The sequence below is a fragment of the Citrobacter sp. wls706 genome (genome assembly GCF_005281305.1).
In the GTDB taxonomy this organism is placed as follows: Bacteria; Pseudomonadota; Gammaproteobacteria; order Enterobacterales; family Enterobacteriaceae; genus Citrobacter; species Citrobacter werkmanii.
This window is the reverse complement of the sequence record NZ_SZXG01000032.1, coordinates 318,569-336,508: the sequence shown is the minus strand read 5'-3', so window position 1 is coordinate 336,508 and position 17,940 is coordinate 318,569. Positions and strand designations below refer to the sequence as shown.

Here is a 17,940-nt window from a genome sequence, read left to right as displayed (position 1 = left end):
AACCTTCTTTAATGCCCGGATAACGGAATGGTGGCAATTTTATCGTTTTATGTGATATCTAAAAGATAGTATCCATCGATAAAGTAGATAGTTCATGCGTTACTCTCCTGAAGCATTAACGGCATTTGTAGAGACCGTTTCCTGCGGCTCATTTTCTGCCGCGGCCCGGCGACTGCGTAAAAGCCAGTCCACCATCAGTACGGCCATTGCGCATCTGGAAGCCGATCTTGGTTTTGCGCTGTTTGACCGATCGTCCCGTCAGCCAACGCTGACTGAAGAAGGTAAGCGGGTGCTGGGCTATGTGCAGGCAATTTTGACGGCCAGCGAACGTCTCGATGAGGCGGCTATCTCGCTGTCGGGTGAAACGGAAGCGCGCCTGACCTTCGTACTTTCGGACACGCTGCACCCGGATGTGCTGGAAGAATTAATGGTGCAGTTTGACCGCAAGTTTCCGCATACCGAGTTTGAATGTCTGATTGGTGAAGATGAAGACGTGATCGATCTGCTGCAAAAAGGGCGCGCGCAGGTCGGGTTGATTGAGGCAAGAGAGGATTACCCGACCGACATGGGCGTTACGCGTCTGCCGATGCAATCCTGGATGGGGTTGTACGTTGCGGACTCGCATCCGCTGGCGTGTCAGGAAAAACTACAATGGGAACAGCTACATACCTGGCGCGAGTTGCGTCTGAATACCTACCTGGAAAGCAGTACCAACGTGGCGCGTGGCCCCGTCTGGTCGGCGCCTAACTATTTGCTGTTGTTGAGTATGGCGGTTCAGGGATTCGGCTGGTGCGCGCTCCCTTGTGCACTGGTGGAAGAGTTTGCAGCGGAAAAACCGCTGGTTCAACTACAGGTGCCCGGCTGGCCAAAGGCTATCTCTATTGATCTGTTGTGGAATAAGAAATCACCGCCAGGCGTGGCGGGAAGTTGGCTGCGCGATCATTTACAGCAGAGTGGCGTTCAGATGACCAATAAATGATACGAAATTCATTTGTGATAAAAATCACCATTTTTAAACAACTTTGATAACTACTTTTAACAATCATCTACTATTGCGGTGTTATTTTGCGCTGAGGTAGTGATGAAAGAGGTTGTGATAGTCGGGGCGTTAAGGACACCGATCGGCTGCTTCCAGGGAACGCTGGCTCGCCACTCTGCCGTTGAGTTAGGCAGCATGGTGGTCAAGGCGTTGCTGGAACGCACGGGCGTGGATGTTCACGCCGTGGATGAAGTGATCCTCGGGCAGGTGCTTACCGCAGGTGCCGGGCAGAACCCGGCCCGTCAGTCCGCCATCAATGGTGGGCTACCTAATACCGTTTCCGCCATCACCATTAACGATGTTTGTGGTTCGGGGCTGAAAGCGCTGCATCTGGCGACCCAGGCTATTCAATGCGGCGAAGCCGACATTGTGATTGCCGGTGGACAGGAGAATATGAGCCGTGCGCCGCATGTCCTTACCGATAGCCGCACTGGCGCACAACTGGGGAACAGTCAACTGGTCGACAGCCTGGTGCATGATGGTCTGTGGGATGCTTTCAACGATTATCATATGGGCGTCACTGCAGAAAACCTCGCGCGGGAATACGGCATTAGCCGTGAATTACAGGATGCCTACGCGCTGCACTCGCAGCACAAGGCTCGGATGGCTATCGACGCCGGACGCTTTAAAGATGAAATCGTGCCGGTGGTGACCCAGCGTAATGGTCAATCATTCGTAGTGGATACCGATGAGCAACCGCGTACCGATGCCAGTGCGGAAGGGTTGGCGCGTCTGGATCCTACCTTTGACCGGCTCGGTTCGGTCACCGCGGGGAACGCCTCATCCATTAACGATGGCGCCGCCGCGGTGATGATGATGAGCGAGGCCAAAGCGCAGGAGCTGAATTTGCCGGTGCTGGCCCGCATTCGCGCGTTCGCCAGCGTCGGGGTCGATCCCGCACTGATGGGGATTGCGCCGGTGTATGCGACGCGCCGCTGCCTTGAGCGTGTGGGCTGGCAACTGGCTGATGTTGATCTGATCGAAGCCAACGAAGCCTTCGCCGCGCAGGCCTTGTCCGTTGGGAAAATGCTGGAGTGGGATGAACGGCGGGTAAATGTGAACGGCGGCGCTATCGCGCTTGGCCATCCGATTGGCGCATCGGGTTGTCGTATACTGGTTTCGTTGGTGCATGAAATGGTGAAGCGTCGGGCGCACAAAGGGCTGGCAACGCTGTGTATCGGCGGCGGTCAGGGGGTGGCGCTCGCTATCGAACGAGACTAACGATCTTAGATTTCCCTTCTTAGACGCCTTTTTTGTGTGTTACCCCGGCATCCATAAAAAAGCCCTCCAACAGGAGGGCAAGGCCAGTTACAGAAACATACACTCTAAACGCCGTTAATATATCAAAACATTGTTTCATTTCATGTGATTGACTGCGCACTTTGTCAGCAAAGGTGTGCGAACATCGTATATTGCCAGCTGTGTTTTCAATGTCTTATCCCTGCCACTAATGATTATCTCTTTTTCACTTTAATCTATCTAATTGTTTTAAATAATTTTATTTTAAATATTCCCACGATTTATATGCCCGAGCGTGATCGCAACTACACTTTTGACAATAAGATGCGGAAAAAGTGAAACAACGTTTCAGTTGTAATTGAAAACCCTATCCGGGAGGGATATCATGAGCGCATTAGATAAAACGGAACAGCGTTTTGCTATTCGTTAAAGCATTCACGGTCAATTTATCACTGGAGGTAAATGTGGACGTAAGACAAAGCATCCATAGTGCGCATGCCAAAACCCTCGACACTCAGGGGCTGCGTAATGAGTTTTTGGTCGAAGAAGTATTTGTCGCAGATGAATACACCATGGTTTACAGCCACATCGACCGTATTATTGTTGGCGGCATTATGCCGGTGGCCAAAACTGTCTCTGTAGGTGGCGAAGTCGGTAAACAACTGGGCGTAACCTATTTTCTTGAACGCCGTGAGTTGGGTGTGATTAACATCGGTGGTCCGGGCACGATTACCGTTGACGGTCAGTGCTATGAAATTGGTCATCGTGATGCCCTGTACGTCGGCAAAGGGGCAAAAGAAGTTGTGTTTGCCAGCGTTGATACGGCGAAACCAGCGAAGTTTTACTACAACTGCGCGCCGGCCCACACGACTTATCCAACCAAAAAAGTCACGCCTGCTGACGTTGCGCCAGTGACGCTGGGCGATAACCTCACCAGTAATCGTCGCACCATCAACAAATATTTTGTACCGGATGTGCTGGAAACCTGCCAACTGAGCATGGGCCTGACTGAGCTGGCGCCGGGCAACCTGTGGAACACCATGCCGTGCCATACCCATGAACGTCGTATGGAAGTCTACTTCTACTTCAACATGGAAGAAGATACCTGCGTCTTCCACATGATGGGACAGCCTCAGGAAACGCGTCATATTGTGATGCACAACGAGCAGGCGGTGATTTCCCCGAGCTGGTCTATTCACTCAGGCGTTGGCACAAAAGCTTATACGTTCATTTGGGGCATGGTTGGTGAAAACCAGGTCTTTGATGATATGGACCATGTCGCCGTCAAAGATCTGCGCTAGTTGCGGGCGACAGCCGTGCCTGCCTGCGGCGGGCATTATAAAAAATTAAGGATTTACAATGATTTTGAATGCATTCTCTCTTGAAGGTAAAGTCGCCGTTGTGACCGGTTGCGACACTGGCCTGGGTCAGGGTATGGCGCTGGGTCTGGCGGAAGCGGGTTGCGATATTGTCGGTATCAACATTGTTGAACCGACGGAAACCATCGAACGCGTGACCGCACTGGGTCGCCGTTTTTTAAGTCTGACCGCCGACCTGCGCCAAATTGATGGTATTCCAGCGCTGCTGGAGCGCGCAGTGGCAGAATTCGGCCATATCGATATTCTGGTCAACAATGCGGGCCTTATCCGTCGTGACGATGCGATCGACTTCAGCGAAAAAGACTGGGATGACGTTATGAACCTGAACATTAAGAGCGTATTCTTTATGTCTCAGGCTGCGGCGAAGCACTTTATCGCTCAGGGTAACGGCGGCAAAATTATCAATATCGCCTCTATGCTCTCTTTCCAGGGCGGTATCCGCGTTCCGTCTTACACCGCGTCTAAAAGCGGCGTAATGGGCGTCACCCGTCTGATGGCGAACGAGTGGGCAAAACATAACATCAACGTCAACGCGATTGCGCCGGGTTATATGGCGACCAACAACACTCAGCAGCTGCGTGCTGATGAGCAGCGTAGCGCAGAAATCCTCGATCGTATTCCGGCAGGACGTTGGGGACTGCCGAGCGACCTGATGGGGCCTGTCGTGTTCCTGGCGTCCAGCGCGTCTGACTATATTAACGGCTATACCGTTGCGGTAGACGGCGGCTGGCTGGCACGTTAATACATTTTTTGAATAACAAACCCTGTCATCTGGCAGGGTTTTTTTTGGTTTTAAGTTATTTTAATCCATATTCTGTCTATAAATTAATCCATACATAATTATATATGTATGAATTTGTAATGTTTAATCCTCTTTAATATCAATAAATTAAATTTAATTGAGTGGTTGCTGATAAATTTTAAAATTGGAATATCCATCACATAACGAGGTGGTGTAGCTATTTAATCCATGTTTTTGCCGTTTCCCGCCTGACGCTTCATGTAAGGGATCCCTTACTTTCAGGGACATGGTTTACTCTGTATCTGGCAGGAAAAAATGGTCTCAATAAATAATGATGCTGCTTTAGCGCCGCGCCCTGTGCGCGATACGCGACGTATGAATATGTTTGTCTCTATCTCTGCGGCTGTCGCAGGATTGTTATTCGGCCTGGATATTGGCGTGATAGCGGGCGCGTTGCCTTTCATTACCGATCACTTTGTCCTGACCAGCCGCCTGCAGGAGTGGGTGGTGAGCAGCATGATGCTGGGTGCGGCAATTGGCGCACTGTTTAATGGTTGGCTGTCATTCCGCCTGGGACGTAAATACAGTCTGATGGCGGGCGCGATCCTTTTTGTCGTCGGTTCTCTGGGATCGGCGTTGGCATCCAGCGTTGAAATGCTCATTTTTGCCCGCGTGGTGCTGGGCGTTGCGGTGGGTATCGCGTCTTACACCGCGCCGCTGTATCTCTCAGAAATGGCCAGTGAGAATGTGCGCGGTAAGATGATCAGTATGTACCAGCTGATGGTTACGCTGGGCATTGTGCTGGCCTTCTTATCCGATACGGCATTCAGCTACAGCGGTAACTGGCGCGCGATGCTGGGGGTGCTGGCGCTCCCGGCGGTGTTACTGATTATCCTGGTGGTTTTCCTGCCGAACAGTCCGCGCTGGCTGGCGGAAAAAGGTCGCCATATCGAAGCTGAAGAAGTATTGCGTATGCTGCGCGATACGTCAGAAAAAGCCCGCGATGAGCTGAACGAAATCCGTGAAAGCCTGAAGCTGAAGCAGGGCGGCTGGGCGCTATTTAAAATTAACCGTAACGTGCGCCGCGCGGTTTTCCTCGGAATGTTGTTGCAGGCGATGCAGCAGTTCACCGGGATGAATATCATCATGTACTACGCGCCGCGCATTTTTAAAATGGCGGGCTTTACCACCACCGAACAGCAGATGATTGCCACGCTGGTGGTTGGCTTAACGTTCATGTTCGCCACCTTTATTGCCGTTTTCACGGTCGACAAAGCGGGGCGTAAACCGGCGCTTAAAATTGGTTTCAGCGTGATGGCCATTGGGACGCTGGTACTCGGCTATTGCCTGATGCAGTTTGATAACGGCACGGCTTCCAGTGGCCTTTCCTGGCTGTCAGTCGGTATGACCATGATGTGCATTGCAGGTTACGCGATGAGCGCCGCGCCGGTGGTGTGGATCCTGTGTTCGGAAATTCAGCCGCTGAAATGCCGTGATTTTGGTATTACCTGCTCGACCACCACCAACTGGGTGTCGAACATGATCATTGGCGCCACGTTCCTGACGCTGCTCGACAGCATTGGCGCGGCGGGTACGTTCTGGCTGTATACCGCGTTGAACGTCGCTTTTATCGGTATTACATTCTGGCTTATCCCAGAAACCAAAAACGTCACGCTGGAACACATCGAGCGCAAGCTGATGTCGGGTGAGAAGCTAAGAAATATTGGGGTGTAAGTGAGCAGGGAGCCCGATAGATCAACTCATTATCGGGCTCCCATTGCTACCTGTTTCAATGCGGAGACGCCTGCCTGGCGAGGAGGTCCTTAGCAGACAGACCGGTTATCTTTAGTATAATTTCATGACTAATACCATTCGCTAACATCATCTGGGCAATGCGTAACGCCTCTTGTTGTTTAGCTTCTTGTCGCAACACTTCCGCAATAGTCATCAGACGTTCCTTTTGCTGTGGTACCCGATAGGCAACCTCACGGATAAATTTATCAACGTGAGGCGTATTTCCAAACTGCATCATGTAATTAAATAGCGTTTTGAGCTGGCTGTCATTAGCGTATCCCGTAGCCAGCAACGAGACCAGTTGTTCCACTAATCCCATTAAATCACGCTTGCGGATATGTTTTTGCATCAATTCCAGCAGTGCTATACGGCGATGTTGCATAATTTCGTCATCGGGTATTACGGTGATATCTACCAGCGGAAATGTTGCTGAGTACAGCTGTCGTGCCAATGCGGGATCGTCAAACTCATCCAGCCAGCAGAGTGAAAAGGGGTAGGGGCTGAGAGCGCCATGATAAAACAGCATCGGTATCACCAAAGGTAATGTTTTATGGCCAGCATCCAGATGGCGTTGCATTGCAGCCATGGCGTAGCGCATTAGCCGAAATGCCATGTGAGCGTCGGGTGAACTCTGATGCTCGATAACGACATAGATATACCCATCGCCTTCGTTTGTTTTTAATGACCACAGCACGTCGGAGTAGCTGGCTCGCAGGCTATCCTCAATAAAACTGCCTGATTCCAGTTTTAATGTTTGCAGATCACATAGCTCCCGCAAGGTTGATGGAAGATAGATATCCAGAACATCTCTTGCAGTATCGGGATGGTACAAGAACTGTTTGAAGACTGCGTCATGTGGAGTGGCCGTTGTCATTTTTGTCATGGCGATCCGTCACCGTTAATTAAGTTAACGTGACAGTAATCGCCCACATGGCGAGGCGCATCGGGTGATTAATGCTTATGCGAGCTGGTATCGAAGGAAAATACCCCACCTTGTAACGTATTCATTTTTAGGGAACTGAGTACGCATTTTAGCGTGTCCTCAAACCGTTCAGTAGCACGGCTTGAAAACAGCGAAATTACCCGTGCAGAAAATCTTCGCGCACCGGGGTGAACGTATCGAGTAATGTTCCCGGTTTTAAGCAGACGCAGCCATGCATAATGTTGGGCTGTTTATACAGGGTGTCACCTGCGGACACGACATGCTTTTCTTCCCCAATCGTAAATTCAAACTCACCGGATAAAACGTAAGTCAGCTGTTCATGCGGATGGTTGTGCAGCGGACCAATCGCTCCCTGCTCGAAGTTCACCTCAACCGCCATCATTTTACCGTCGTGAGCCAGAATGCGACGGGTAACGCCATTGCCCAGATCTTCAAGCGTGGTCTCTTTATGAAAAATAAACATCCGGCATTCCTGTAAGTTAATGAAACACTGTTTCATTAAATTTATACCAGCAAAGTATAAAAAGAAATGCACACCAACAAATGTGGAAAGTTGATCACATCTTTGGTTCACTGGAGAGATAACAACGAATGAGGGGAAGCGATGAAGACGATCGGTCTGTTAGGCGGTATGAGCTGGGAATCCACCATTCCTTATTATCGACTCATTAATGAAGGGGTAAAACAGCGTCTGGGTGGCCTGCATTCAGCACAGATTCTGTTGCACAGCGTAGATTTTCATGAGATTGAAGCCTGTCAGTCCAGCGGCGACTGGCTGCGGGCCGGGCAGATCCTCGCGCAGGCCGCCAGAGGGCTACAGGAGGCGGGTGCTGAGGGAATCGTGTTGTGTACCAACACGATGCACAAGGTTGCTGAGGCGATTGCAACCGCCTGTGATGTACCGTTCCTGCATATTGCTGATGCCACTGGCCGCGCCATACAAAAGCAGCAGATGAGCAACGTGGCGCTGCTGGGTACGCGCTACACCATGGAGCAGGATTTTTACCGTGGGCGCTTACAGGCTGAATTTGGCATTAGTACACTTATTCCTGACGTTAACGACCGGCAAAAAATAAACCAGATTATTTTCGATGAGCTGTGCCTCGGCGAATTCAATGAAACGTCCCGCGATTATTATCTCAGTGTGATTGCTCAACTGGCTAAGCAGGGCGCGCAAGGGGTAATTTTTGGCTGTACCGAGATTGGTCTGTTGGTGCCAGCCGAGCTAAGCCCACTACCGGTTTTCGACACTGCGGCTATCCATGCGCAAGATGCGGTGGAGTTTATGCTTTCGTCTGTGGATGCAAAATAGCGTTCAGCGGATCGATAAGCCTCGGGAGATGGGTTTGCAGATGCGCACTAAAAGCATCGACCAACGCCGAGGCGGGGCGATGAAGCGGGTGAATCAGGCTGACCGTAAACGGTACCGAAATACTGAAGCGGCGGATAACGATCCCGCTACTGGCGTAATCCAGCGCCGTTAAGGGATTGACCACCGAGATCCCTACGCCCGCCCGTACCATTGCACAAATTGAAGCGGCGCTATGGGTTTCTATTACCATGCGACGTTTCACCTGATGCTCATTAAACAGGGTATCCAGAAGCTGACGGTAACTGTCGGTCCGCGACAGGCTGATGTAGTTTTCGCCCTGAAAATCCTGGGGGGTGAGCACGGATTTTTCGGCCAGCGGATGTCCTTGTGGCAGCACGCATACTTCATCCAGCGCCAGCAATTCTGTACGTTTAGTTCCTGCTGGGGTATGCAGGGTTTCTGTGATCCCCAGATCGTGGCGTTGCGCCGACAGCCACTCTTCCAGCAATGGTGACTCCTGCGGCACTATCTGAATATTGACCTGCGGGTAGCGTGTGAGGAATGGCTGCAGCAGCGGCGGTAAAAAAGATTGTGAGAATACCGGCAGGCAGACAATCGATAATTCGCCCTGACGAAATTCGCGCAGACTTTCGGCGGCGCTCACAATCCTGTCCAGACCATACCAGGAACGTTGTACCTCTTCAAACAGACGTAACCCTTGCACGGTCGGATGCAATCTGCCACGCGAACGTTCGAACAGCGTTAATCCCAGCACTTTCTCGAATCGGGCCAGTTCCCGACTGACGGTCGGCTGCGAGGTATGTAGCATCCGCGCGGCTTCCGTCAGATTACCTGCGGTCATGATGGCATGAAAAATTTCAATATGGCGCAGGTTAACGGCGGGCATGAGTAATCCTCGAATGATGTAAGCCATATCATTTTTGCATAGACTCACGATAAAACGATATTTTTTATTCTTTCTGGCCTGTGGCGTAATCATAAAAAAGCCAATACCGGAGCACATCATGCCACGCCCACTCAACAGCACTGATACCGATCTCACCGCCGCCAACCTGCTACGCCTGCCCGCTGAATTTGGCTGCCCGGTGTGGGTGTATGATGCACAGATTATCCGCGCGCAGATTGCCAAACTGAGCCAGTTTGACGTGGTGCGTTTTGCCCAGAAGGCATGCTCAAATATTCATATTCTGCGCCTGATGCGCGAGCAGGGCGTGAAGGTCGATTCCGTCTCGCTGGGCGAAATTGAACGTGCGCTGGCGGCGGGCTTTGAGCCGGGAAAAGATGAGATAGTCTTTACCGCCGATATGATCGATGAAGCGACGCTCGCCCGGGTGCATGAATTGAGCATTCCGGTAAATGCTGGATCGGTGGATATGCTGGAACAACTGGGTCAGCTTTCGCCGGGCCATCGCGTGTGGCTGCGCGTGAATCCTGGTTTTGGTCATGGACACAGTCAAAAAACCAACACCGGCGGCGAGAACAGCAAGCACGGTATCTGGTACAGCGATCTACCGGCGGCGCTGGAAGTGATCCAGCGCTATCAGTTGAAGTTGGTGGGTATTCATATGCATATTGGATCCGGCGTGGACTACGGCCATCTGGAACAGGTATGCGGCGCGATGGTGCGTCAGGTTGTCGAGTTTGGTCAGGATCTGGAGGCTATCTCCGCGGGCGGCGGGCTGTCGATCCCGTATCGTGAGGGCGAAGAGGCGATCGATACCGATCATTACTTTGGGTTATGGAACGCCGCGCGCGATCAAATTGCGCGTCATCTGGGTCACGCTGTCAAACTGGAGATCGAACCGGGCCGTTTTCTGGTCGCGGAAGCTGGCGTGCTGGTGGCGCAGGTGCGCAGCGTAAAAGCGATGGGCAGCCGTCACTTTGTGCTGATTGACGCAGGCTTCAACGATTTGATGCGCCCGGCGATGTACGGTAGCTATCACCATATCTCTGCACTGGCGGGAGATGGCCGTTCTCTGGAGCAAGCCGCGCAAATAGAAACCGTAGTAGCCGGGCCGCTGTGTGAGTCCGGCGACGTCTTTACCCAGCAGGAAGGCGGAAATGTGGAAACCCGTCTGTTGCCAGCGGTAGTGCCGGGGGATTATCTGGTGCTGCACGATACCGGGGCGTACGGCGCGTCAATGTCGTCAAATTACAATAGCCGTCCGCTGCTGCCGGAGGTGTTGTTTGATAACGGCGTGGCGCGACTGATCCGTCGTCGCCAGACGATTGATGAGCTACTGGCGCTGGAGTTAATCTGAATATAGCGTTGTGAAACGCCGGATGGCGCTTGCGCCATCCGGCACTATTCGTAATACGGCCCCGTTGTCACCGATTCCCGCAACACCAGTTTGCCGGTAAACGGTGGGATCGGCTCTACGCTCTCACCGTTGGCCAGACGGATAGCCTGGTCAATTGCCGTTGTTATCATGGCGTCAATCGGCAGATAAACGGTAGAAAGCCCCGGTTCCAGCCATTTGGCGCTGGGCGCATCATCAAAACCAAACAGCGAGACGTCCGTTGGGATCTTCAGGCCAGCCTGATGCAACGCTTTTGATGCACCTAATGCCATGTCATCGTTACAGGCGAACAGGGCGCTGAATGTCACCCCTTCCTCCAACAGTTCACGGCAGGCTTCATAGCCTCGCGTCATTGTGGAGTCGCCGTATTTGACCTTGTCGGGATCCCAGGGAATACCGTTTTTTTCCAGCGCCTTACGATATCCCATCAAACGTGATTTACCGGTAGGGGTATGGCCCGGCACGGTGATGCAGGCAATATCGTTATGCCCCTGGGAGATCAGATAATTGACCGCCTGGAACGCGGCTTCTTCCTGTTCAAAGAAAATCGCGCGATCGCGGGCCTGACTGACATCACGGTTAATGACCAGCAACGGCATAGCAATGCTGTTCATTAGCGACATAATCGCCTGTTCACTCATATAACGGGTATAGAGAATAATGGCATCACACTGCCTGTCGGCCAGCATTTGCACGGCTTCCTGTTCACGCTCCGGCGTGTCGTGGCCGTCGGTGACGATCAACTGCTTACCGTGAGATTCCGTCTGGCGCGAAGCCTGTTGCAGCAGGCGTCCAAAGTAGAATCCATCAAACGTGGAAACCACCAGGCCAATGCTGTTGCTGGTACGGTTCGCCAAAGAGCGCGCTAAAAAATTGGGTCGATAATCAAGTGCCTGCATGGCCTTAAACACTTTCTGGCGCGTACTCTCTTTTACCTGACCCGTACCATTCAGCACGCGCGAAACGGTCGCTTTTGAGACGCCAGCGTGTCGTGAAACGTCCAACATCGTGGTCATGACGCTATCCTGGTTAATCGTTTGACGAAGAATTGCCCGGCTCTGTCAGCGTCGAAACGGAATGGCGGCGCACCAGAGTTGGGTTAAATACGTGGGTGATTTCAGGCGTGGGTCGCTTTTCCGCCAGCGCCAGCGCCAGTTCAGCGGCCTGGGTTGCCATCGTCACTATCGGATAGCGTACCGTGGTCAGACGTGGACGCACATAGCGGGAAACCAGCACATCATCGAAGCCGATCAGGGAAATTTCGCCTGGTACATCAATGCCGTTATCATTTAACACGCCCATCGCGCCAGCCGCCATGGAGTCGTTATAGCAGGCTACTGCCGTGAAGTTTTTGCCACGGCCAAGCAACTCGGTCATGGCCTGCTCACCGCCGCTCTCATCCGGCTCGCCAAAGGTCACCAGCCGATCGTTAATCGGTATATTGCTCTCCGTCAGCGCATCGTAATAGCCTTGCAGGCGATCCTCCGCATCTGAAATGGTGTGATTGGAACACAGATAACCGATACGCGTATGGCCCTGCTGAATAAGGTGTCGGGTAGCCAACCACGCGCCGAAGCGGTCATCGAGGGCAACACAGCGTTGTTCGAATCCCGGCAGAATTCGGTTGATCAATACCATGCCGGGGATTTGCTTCATTAATGAAGCGAGGTCTGCATCCGGGATGATTTTGGCGTGGACAACAAGCGCAGCGCAGCGGTGGCGAATGAGCTGTTCAATCGCCTGACGTTCCTTCTGTTCATTATGGTAGCCGTTGCCGATCAGTAAAAAATTACCGGTGTTATAGGCCACCTGCTCGACAGCTTTAACCATTGCCCCAAAAAATGGATCTGACACATCACCAACCACCAGTCCGATGGTTTCGGTAGATTGTTGCGCCAGCGCACGCGCGTTGGCGTTGGGGTGGTAGCTGAGTGATTCCATTGCACTCGTTACGGCCAGACGCGATGCTTCGCTGGCTTTGGGGGAGTCATTAATCACTCGAGAAACGGTGGCGACTGATACACCAGCTAGTCGGGCTACATCCTTTATGGTCGCCATGATAGTACCTGTTGTGGGTAAACGCTTACATTATGTCAGTGTTACGGAAAATGGCTGGCTGTTCAAGCAGATTGCCTGTCAGGACGTCGCAAATGTGAGCGCGCACGAGCGAAGTAAGACAAAAAATAGAAAACGCTAATTTTTACTTACACTTTGCGATGTGCTGTTGCGATTGTTCGCTGGTGAGGGCACTGAGCAGATTGCTAGAGTTGGGATCCCAGAGGTATTGATAGGTGAAATCAACTTTCGGGTTGATCACTAGAATTACACCAGCCTGCGCAGATGCGCAGGTTTTTTTTTGTCTTCGGCCTATCTGTAACAGTAACCGATAATTTACACAACTCGTTGCATTTGGGTTCATTCCTTTGCGTTTTCGCACTGGCGTATCTGGCTGCTGACGACCACAATCAAGATCCCAGAGGTATTGATTGGTGAGATTATTCGGTACGCACTTCGTACCTGTCTCTTGCACCGACCTGCGCGGATGCGCAGGTTTTTTTTCGGATTGTATTCACCAGTTACCTGTCGCGCCCACTCTCCAACTCGTATACTCTCCCAACATTAATGTTTATGTAATTAATGGCACAGGGAGTTGAGATGCTATTTGGCTTTTTTCGTAATCTGTTTCGCGTGCTTTTCCGCGTTCGCGTCACGGGCGATATCAGCGCGCTACAGGGAGAACGCGTTCTAATTACTCCCAACCATGTCTCATTTATCGACGGCATCCTGCTGGCGCTTTTTTTACCGATCCGCCCCGTTTTTGCTGTTTACACCTCTATTAGTCAGCAATGGTACATGCGCTGGCTGACTCCGCTGATTGATTTCGTGCCGTTAGACCCGACCAAACCGATGTCGATTAAACATCTGGTTCGCCTGGTCGAGAAGGGGCGTCCGGTGGTTATTTTCCCGGAAGGGCGTATTTCGACCACCGGTTCATTGATGAAAATCTATGACGGCGCCGGGTTTGTCGCGGCAAAGTCAGGGGCCACGGTGGTTCCTGTGCGCATCGAAGGCGCGGAGTTGTCACGCTTTAGTCGCCTGAAAGGTCTGGTTAAACAGCGATTCTTCCCGCGTATACGCTTGCACATCCTGCCGCCGACCCACATGCCGATGCCGGAAGCGCCGCGTGCCCGCGATCGCCGCAAAATCGCGGGTGAAATGCTGCATCAAATTATGATGGAAGCGCGCATGGCGGTACGTCCGCGTGAAACACTTTACGAATCTCTGCTGGCGGCGAAATATCGCTTTGGCGCAGGCAAAAACTGCATTGAAGATGTTAACTTTACGCCGGACAGCTACCGTAAACTGCTGACTAAGACGCTGTTTGTGGCCCGTATCCTGGAAAAATATACCGCCGAGGGTGAAAAAATTGGCCTGATGCTGCCAAACGCGGGGATCAGCGCGGCGGTCATTTTTGGCGCTATTGCGCGTCGACGTATTCCGGCGATGATGAACTATACAGCAGGTGTAAAAGGGCTAACCAGCGCCATTACTGCTTCAGAAGTCAAAACTATCTTCACTTCCCGACAGTTTCTCGATAAAGGCAAACTTTGGCATTTACCGGAACAGCTCACCCAGGTGCGCTGGGTTTACCTGGAAGATCTGAAAGCCGATGTGACGTTTAGCGATAAGCTGTGGATTTTCTCGCATCTGCTGGCGCCGCATCTGGCGCAGGTGAAACAGCAGCCGGAAGAGGCTGCGGTGATCCTCTTTACCTCTGGCTCGGAAGGTCATCCTAAAGGTGTGGTACACAGCCACAAGAGCATTCTGGCGAACGTCGAGCAGATTAAAACCATCGCTGATTTCACCGCCGACGACCGCTTTATGTCTGCGTTGCCGCTATTCCACTCCTTTGGTCTGACGGTGGGATTATTCACGCCGCTGCTGACCGGCGCAGAAGTGTTTCTTTATCCCAGCCCGCTGCATTACCGCATTGTGCCGGAACTGGTCTACGACCGGAACTGCACCGTACTGTTTGGTACGTCAACGTTCCTTGGCAACTATGCTCGTTTCGCGCATCCCTATGATTTTCACCGTCTGCGCTATGTGGTGGCGGGAGCGGAAAAACTGCAAGACACCACAAAACAGCTGTGGCAGGAGAAATTTGGTCTGCGCGTCCTTGAAGGCTATGGCGTGACGGAATGTGCGCCGGTGGTGTCGATCAACGTACCGATGGCTGCGAAATCAGGAACGGTAGGGCGCATCTTACCCGGTATGGATGCCCGACTGTTAGCTGTTCCTGGCATTGAGGACGGAGGGCGTTTACAGCTGAAGGGCCCTAATATTATGAGCGGCTATTTGCGCGTCGAAAAACCCGGCGTGCTGGAAGTGCCGACGGCAGAAAATGCACAGGGTGAGATTGAGCACGGCTGGTATGACACCGGAGACATCGTGCGTTTTGATGAAAACGGCTTTGTGCAGATCCAGGGACGCGCCAAGCGTTTTGCTAAAATTGCCGGAGAGATGGTCTCGCTGGAAATGGTTGAGCAACTGGCGCTGGCGGTATCTGCAGACAAAATGCACGCCACGGCGATCAAAAGCGATGCCAGCAAAGGCGAGGCGCTGGTGCTGTTCACCACCGACAGTGAACTGACGCGCGAAAAACTGCAGCAGTATGCGCGAACGCACGGCGTGCCTGAACTTGCCGTGCCGCGTGATATTCGCCATCTGAAACAACTCCCACTACTCGGCAGCGGTAAGCCGGATTTTGTTACGCTGAAAAGCTGGGTCGATGAGCCGGAAAAACAACATGAGTGAGTCAGTGCACACTAACACTTCTATCTGGTCCAAAGGGATGATGTCCGTTATCGCCGCGCAGTTCCTGTCGGCGTTTGGCGATAACGCCTTACTGTTCGCCACGCTGGCTTTGCTTAAGGAACAATTTTATCCGGACTGGAGTCAGCCGATCCTGCAAATGGTGTTTGTGGGCGCTTACATCCTGTTTGCGCCCTTTGTCGGGCAGGTGGCAGACAGCTTTGCCAAAGGCCGGGTGATGATGTTCGCTAATGGCATGAAGCTGCTGGGCGCGGCGAGTATTTGTTTCGGCGTGAATCCATTTCTCGGCTATACGCTGGTGGGGATCGGCGCGGCGGCGTATTCACCAGCCAAGTATGGCATTCTCGGTGAACTGACCACTGGCGACAAACTGGTGAAAGCTAACGGCCTGATGGAAGCCTCCACCATTGCCGCGATTTTGCTCGGTTCTGTGGCAGGCGGCGTGCTGGCCGACTGGCACGTGATTGCTGCGCTTTCTGCCTGTGCGCTGGCCTATGCGGGCGCCGTGGTGGCTAACCTGTTTATCCCTAAGCTGGCCGCGGCTCGCCCTGGCCAGTCCTGGCATTTGGGGAAAATGACCCGCAGTTTTTTCTGTGCGGCCACTTCGCTGTGGCGTAACGGTGAAACGCGTTTCTCATTGGTGGGAACCAGCCTCTTTTGGGGCGCTGGCGTCACACTGCGTTTTCTGTTGGTGCTGTGGGTGCCGGTGGCGCTGGGCATCACTGATAACGCTACACCTACTTACCTGAATGCCATGGTGGCAATCGGGATTGTGGTCGGCGCGGGTGCGGCGGCGAAGCTGGTGACACTGGAAACCGTGTCGCGCTGTATGCCAGCGGGGATCCTGATTGGCGTCGTGGTGCTGATCTTCTCGCTGCAACATGCGCTGCTTCCGGCTTACGCGTTGTTAATGCTTATCGGCGTGTCAGGCGGGTTCTTTGTGGTGCCGCTGAATGCGTTGTTACAGGAGCGGGGCAAGAAAAGCGTCGGTGCGGGTAATGCGATTGCGGTGCAAAACCTGGGTGAAAACAGCGCGATGCTGCTGATGCTGGGTATTTACTCGCTGGCAGTGCTGGTAGGGATCCCGGCGGTAGCGATTGGTATTGGATTTGGCGCGCTGTTTGCGCTGGCGATTGCGGCGCTATGGATTTGGCAGCGCCGCCATTAGTCTGTGACGTGTAGTTGCCTTATCCGGCCTACAGGGAATGCTTTCTGTAGGCCTGATAAGCGTAGCGCCATCAGGCACTAACCGCTATGGTGCAGGATAGGTATACACCTGATGCACCGCTTCAATCTCGGCCAGAACCTCTTCGCTCAACTCCAGATGCAGGCTTTCAACGTTGGTTTTTAACTGCTCCATCGTCGTTGCTCCCAGCAGGGTGCTGGCGACAAACGGCTGACGACGCACGAATGCCAGCGCCATTTGCGCAGGATCCAGATTATGGCGTTTCGCGATATCCACATAGGCTGCAACGGCCTTTTGCGTTTGCTCACCGCTGTAGCGCGTGAAACGGCTAAACAACGTATTACGTGCGCCGGCAGGCTTCGCGCCGTTCAGATACTTACCGGTGAGCGTACCGAAGCCCAGGCAAGAATAGGCCAGTAGCTCAACCCCTTCGTACTGGCTGACTTCTGCCAGTCCAACCTCATAGCTACGGTTCAGCAGGCTGTAGGGATTCTGGATAGTGGCGATGCGCGGCAGATCGTGTTTGTCCGCCAGATGCAGATAACGCATCACGCCAAACGCGGTTTCATTGGAAACGCCGATGTAGCGAATTTTCCCCGCGCGCTGAAACTCAGCCAGCGCGTCCAGCGTGTCCAGCAGGGAGACGACCGGCGCGGAGTCCGTCCAGCTGTAGCCTAACTTACCAAAGCAATTGGTGGGGCGCTGCGGCCAGTGAACCTGATACAGATCCAGGTAATCGGTTTGCAGTCTTTTCAGGCTGTCGTGCAGCGCTTCACGGATATTTTTACGGTCCAGCGCCTGATTCGGTCGAATGCCGCTGTCGTTGTTACGTGATGGCCCACTGACCTTCGACGCCACGATTAGCTTTTCGCGGCTACCGTGTTTGGCTAGCCAGTTGCCCACGTAAGTTTCGGTGAGCCCCTGGGTTTCAGGACGCGGCGGTACCGGATACATCTCGGCAACGTCGATCAAATTTATGCCTTGTGCCACGGCATAATCGAGCTGTGCATGGGCGTCGGCTTCGCTGTTTTGTTCACCAAACGTCATTGTGCCCAGCCCCAGTGTACTGACTTCCAGCGAGCTGTGGGGTATACGGTGATATTGCATAGCCGTTTCCTTTTTATAATCACGACATAAGGATTATAAAAATGG

The 17,940-nt window shown here is 52.8% G+C and carries 15 protein-coding genes; 9 read left to right on the top strand and 6 right to left on the bottom strand.

The features are described 5' to 3' along the window. Positions 1-94 precede the first annotated feature (94 nt). The 5 genes from FDW92_RS14845 (at position 95) to araE (ending at position 6,133) form a co-directional block, all read left to right on the top strand. Entirely contained in the window at positions 95-979 is an 885-nt protein-coding gene (locus tag FDW92_RS14845; RefSeq protein WP_042310811.1) for a LysR family transcriptional regulator, read from the top strand. 102 nt (positions 980-1,081) lie between these two features. Beyond that, entirely contained in the window at positions 1,082-2,260 is a 1,179-nt protein-coding gene (locus FDW92_RS14840; protein WP_032944867.1) for an acetyl-CoA C-acetyltransferase, read from the top strand. A gap of 482 nt (positions 2,261-2,742) precedes the next feature. Continuing rightward, positions 2,743-3,579, top strand: a complete 837-nt coding sequence (kduI, locus tag FDW92_RS14835) for a 5-dehydro-4-deoxy-D-glucuronate isomerase (RefSeq protein ID WP_042310807.1) — start codon at positions 2,743-2,745, stop codon at positions 3,577-3,579. Between the two features lie 58 nt (positions 3,580-3,637). Continuing rightward, entirely contained in the window at positions 3,638-4,399 is a 762-nt protein-coding gene (kduD, locus tag FDW92_RS14830; RefSeq protein WP_003033923.1) for a 2-dehydro-3-deoxy-D-gluconate 5-dehydrogenase KduD, read from the top strand. Positions 4,400-4,714: 315 nt separating this feature from the next. Next, entirely contained in the window at positions 4,715-6,133 is a 1,419-nt protein-coding gene (gene araE, locus FDW92_RS14825) for an arabinose-proton symporter AraE (RefSeq protein WP_042310805.1), read from the top strand. A gap of 55 nt (positions 6,134-6,188) precedes the next feature. Here the strand turns inward: araE and FDW92_RS14820 are convergent, their stop codons facing one another. Further along, positions 6,189-7,076 carry an Rpn family recombination-promoting nuclease/putative transposase gene (locus tag FDW92_RS14820; protein ID WP_042310803.1) on the bottom strand — a complete coding sequence of 296 codons (888 nt, stop codon included), beginning with the start codon at positions 7,074-7,076 and terminating at the stop codon, positions 6,189-6,191. Positions 7,077-7,272: 196 nt separating this feature from the next. After that, on the bottom strand, positions 7,273-7,599 hold the full coding sequence (locus tag FDW92_RS14815) for a cupin domain-containing protein (RefSeq protein WP_042310801.1): 327 nt from the start codon (positions 7,597-7,599) through the stop codon (positions 7,273-7,275). A 141-nt stretch (positions 7,600-7,740) separates the two neighbouring features. Between FDW92_RS14815 and FDW92_RS14810 the strand changes: the two genes are divergently transcribed. Continuing rightward, entirely contained in the window at positions 7,741-8,448 is a 708-nt protein-coding gene (locus tag FDW92_RS14810) for an aspartate/glutamate racemase (RefSeq protein WP_042310799.1), read from the top strand. On the opposite strand, the gene FDW92_RS14805 is transcribed toward FDW92_RS14810, so the two are convergent. Continuing rightward, positions 8,420-9,355, bottom strand: a complete 936-nt coding sequence (locus FDW92_RS14805) for a LysR family transcriptional regulator (protein ID WP_042311160.1) — start codon at positions 9,353-9,355, stop codon at positions 8,420-8,422. The two genes, FDW92_RS14810 and FDW92_RS14805, sit on opposite strands and share 29 nt — an antisense overlap. A 118-nt stretch (positions 9,356-9,473) precedes the next feature. Here FDW92_RS14805 and lysA point away from each other — a divergent pair, with 118 nt between their 5' ends. Continuing rightward, positions 9,474-10,730: a diaminopimelate decarboxylase gene (lysA, locus tag FDW92_RS14800; protein ID WP_042310798.1), complete on the top strand. Its 1,257-nt coding sequence runs from the start codon at positions 9,474-9,476 to the stop codon at positions 10,728-10,730. A gap of 44 nt (positions 10,731-10,774) precedes the next feature. On the opposite strand, the gene FDW92_RS14795 is transcribed toward lysA, so the two are convergent. Together FDW92_RS14795 and galR are read right to left on the bottom strand one after the other, a co-directional pair. Further along, positions 10,775-11,785 carry a LacI family DNA-binding transcriptional regulator gene (locus tag FDW92_RS14795; RefSeq protein WP_042310796.1) on the bottom strand — a complete coding sequence of 337 codons (1,011 nt, stop codon included), beginning with the start codon at positions 11,783-11,785 and terminating at the stop codon, positions 10,775-10,777. Positions 11,786-11,798: 13 nt separating this feature from the next. Beyond that, positions 11,799-12,827 (bottom strand): HTH-type transcriptional regulator GalR, encoded by a 1,029-nt coding sequence (gene galR, locus FDW92_RS14790; RefSeq protein ID WP_042310793.1) that lies wholly within the window; start codon positions 12,825-12,827, stop codon positions 11,799-11,801. Positions 12,828-13,424: 597 nt separating this feature from the next. On the opposite strand from galR, the gene aas reads away from it, so the two are divergent. Both aas and lplT read left to right on the top strand, forming a co-directional pair. After that, a complete protein-coding gene (gene aas, locus FDW92_RS14780) occupies positions 13,425-15,584 on the top strand; it encodes a bifunctional acyl-ACP--phospholipid O-acyltransferase/long-chain-fatty-acid--ACP ligase (protein WP_042310791.1) in 2,160 nt (719 codons plus the stop codon). Next, the gene (gene lplT, locus FDW92_RS14775; RefSeq protein WP_038633338.1) at positions 15,577-16,770 is read left to right on the top strand and encodes a lysophospholipid transporter LplT; all 1,194 of its coding nucleotides are present in this window, start codon (positions 15,577-15,579) and stop codon (positions 16,768-16,770) included. The genes aas and lplT overlap by 8 nt, the downstream gene beginning before the upstream one ends. An 84-nt stretch (positions 16,771-16,854) precedes the next feature. Here the strand turns inward: lplT and FDW92_RS14770 are convergent, their stop codons facing one another. Beyond that, complete coding sequence (locus tag FDW92_RS14770; protein ID WP_042310789.1) at positions 16,855-17,895, bottom strand: NADP(H)-dependent aldo-keto reductase; 1,041 nt, start codon at positions 17,893-17,895, stop codon at positions 16,855-16,857. Between the last annotated feature and the right edge of the window lie 45 nt (positions 17,896-17,940).